A 2750-nucleotide genomic window follows, 5' to 3' on the forward strand; every position below is an offset into this window, starting at 1 on the left:
AGCTTGAGTGTTTTCATGAGGTAATTATGATCTCAGCGTGTTTGGTTGACAAGGTGTATTCAAGATTAAACGACAAGGGCTGACGCCTTACATCCACGCCCTAGAAGTGACGTGGTTTTACGGCGGTTTTTGATAACCTTTTATTAGAGATTGTTAGCAACCTAATAGCATTAGATGTTGTCTATCCGAGCTTGGCGCAATATTTAAAAATCAATGTTAAAAGTACCATATCCAAGTTACGACGCTCAAAGTACAATGCTCGAAACAAAATACTCAAAATATTTGGCAATGATTGATTATGATAGATTTTAAGAACACCTTGCTACTTGGGCATCGCGGTGCGCGGGGAGAAGCCTTAGAAAACACCTTATCAGGCTTTGAATATGCGCAAAAACTGCAACCCTCCGGTTTGGCAGGCATAGAGTTTGATGTACAGCTAAGCCGAGATGGGCAGCTAATCGTCTTTCATGATGACACGCTTGAGCGCATGTGCTCGCAGCAATCACGCTTAGATCAGCTAAATGTGAGCGAAATACAGCGTTATCGGCAGTTTGGTCAGCCAATAATAACCTTACCCTGTATCGCCCCCACCCTAAATACCTATCGTTATATTGAGCTTGAGATCAAGACCCATAGTCGTACTGATTACGCCAAACTCGCAGAAGCCTTGATACGTGATTTAATTGACAGTCCGCTTGCTAGCCTACCTATTGTACTAACCAGCTTCGACGTTGAGCTGCACGCTCGATTACAGCGTACCACTTTATTAAAGCATATGCCGCGTGGGCTGCTTATTCGAGAGCCCAAATTATTGCAACAAGCACCCAATACTGCCTTGCAACTTGGTTGTGGACAATTAGGTATTCACTACCCGCTTTTGAATGATAAAGTCATACAGCATTGTCACCGTTACAACTTACCTGTGAGTGCTTGGACGGTTAATGACATTGAAACAATTAGACAGCTAATAGCATGGCAAGTTGATGTCATCATTACCGATTATCCAAGCCATATATTGACCCTTTAAAACACTATCCATCTCTCAATGACTGCTTTCATTGCCTACATATTTATCATTTTACTTACATTTCTACCTTATGGCTGATAAGTCATGGGTTATTTCCTACAATTCACACCATAAGTCCTACAAGTTATTGTTATTTAGTAATATTTTTATAGTGTATAAGTGTTCACTTTATGACTACTTTAGGGTAATATAGACGCTTAAATGAATACCGTTAGGGATATTATATGATTGCAAAAAAAGCACTTGGCTTACCGCTTAAAGGCTTACGTTTCGCTATCAAATCTGGTGATACGCTTGTAAAGACAGCCAGCACTCAAGTTACGCGTTTTAAAACACGCTTTGAGGAAAATAAAGCAAAAAGCTCATTAGATGAGATGCCTGTTGCCAAGCGCAACTACGCAAACGTATCTGAGCAGACTAAACTGCCTACTGATGCAGACAGCATCGATATGCGTGAGTTTGAGTTTACCAAAGCACCAATTAACTGGATTCCAGCGGCTATCTTGGTAGCTACGCCTATTGCTGCTGCGGTCATTACGCCATGGTATCTGTTTACTCATCAAGTCAGCGCACCCGTTTGGGGCGTATTTGGTGCGTTTATGGTTTGGACAGGCATCAGTATCACAGCCGGTTATCATCGTCTATTGGCGCATCGTGCTTATAAAGCACATCCAATCGTCAAAAACTTTTTATTGCTGGGTTCTACCTTTGCAGTACAAGGTTCAGCGTTTGATTGGGTTGCTGGTCACCGTACGCATCATCGTCATGTCGATGATCGCTTAGAAGACCCATATTCAGCGAAGCGTGGCTTTTTCTTTAGTCACATGGGCTGGATGCTACGCAATTATCCTAGCGGTAAATTTGACTATAAAAATATCCCTGACCTAACCAAAGATAGAACGCTGCAAATTCAGCATAAATATTACGGTTTATGGGTAATGGCATTGAACGTCGGTGTGGTCGCTGCGATTGGCTGGTTACTGGGTGATGTTTGGGGTACTTTGGTCATCGTTGGTTTGCTACGTCTGGTACTGACGCATCACTTTACCTTCTTTATCAATTCGCTATGTCATATGTTTGGGTCGCGCCCTTATACCGATACTAATACTGCCCGTGATAACTTCTTCTTAGCGATCTTTACGTGGGGTGAGGGTTATCATAACTACCATCACTTCTTCCAATACGACTATCGTAATGGCGTAAAATGGTGGCAGTATGATCCTACTAAATGGTTAATCGCTGGCTTATCGAAGCTGGGCTTAACCACTGAGCTACGTACCGTTGATGACACCACTATCAAGCATGCTGAAGTACAAATGCAATTTAAAGCGGCACAGCAGCAGATTGATACGGCAACATCAAGTGGTATCGATATTCCTCATGCAATGAAAAGCTTCCAAGATCGTATTAAGTTTGAATACGATGCCTTTACGCAAACGGTTGAAGAATGGCAAGCATTAAAAGCAAAAACCATTGAGCTGAAAAAAACCGAGTTTGCGGATCGCTTGCATGAAGTTGAAGATGAGCTAAAGCAAGACTATGCTAAAATTGAACAAAAAATATTAGCACATAACAGTAACTTAAAAACAGCATTTCGCTCTATCGGCGAAAGCGCAAAAGCTGCTTAAGTGTTAACTGTCTTTTAAAAACTTAGTATTTCTATTGTGACGCTTCTCCTTCCGTTCCAAAAATCTTACTCAAACTTAACTAAATATATTTACCT

At 41.5% G+C, this 2750-nt stretch carries 2 protein-coding genes; both read left to right on the forward strand.

What is annotated here, in order from left to right:
• Nucleotides 1-298: 298 nt before the first annotated feature.
• The gene (locus tag VLN09_RS09550; protein ID WP_325245954.1) at nt 299-1027 is read left to right on the forward strand and encodes a glycerophosphodiester phosphodiesterase; all 729 of its coding nucleotides are present in this window, start codon (nt 299-301) and stop codon (nt 1025-1027) included.
• 449 nt (nt 1028-1476) lie between these two features.
• Entirely contained in the window at nt 1477-2655 is a 1179-nt protein-coding gene (locus VLN09_RS09555) for an acyl-CoA desaturase (protein WP_325245956.1), read from the forward strand.
• Nucleotides 2656-2750: the final 95 nt, after the last annotated feature.

It is taken from the genome of Psychrobacter sp. (assembly GCF_035469765.1).
Lineage (GTDB): Bacteria > Pseudomonadota > Gammaproteobacteria > Pseudomonadales > Moraxellaceae > Psychrobacter.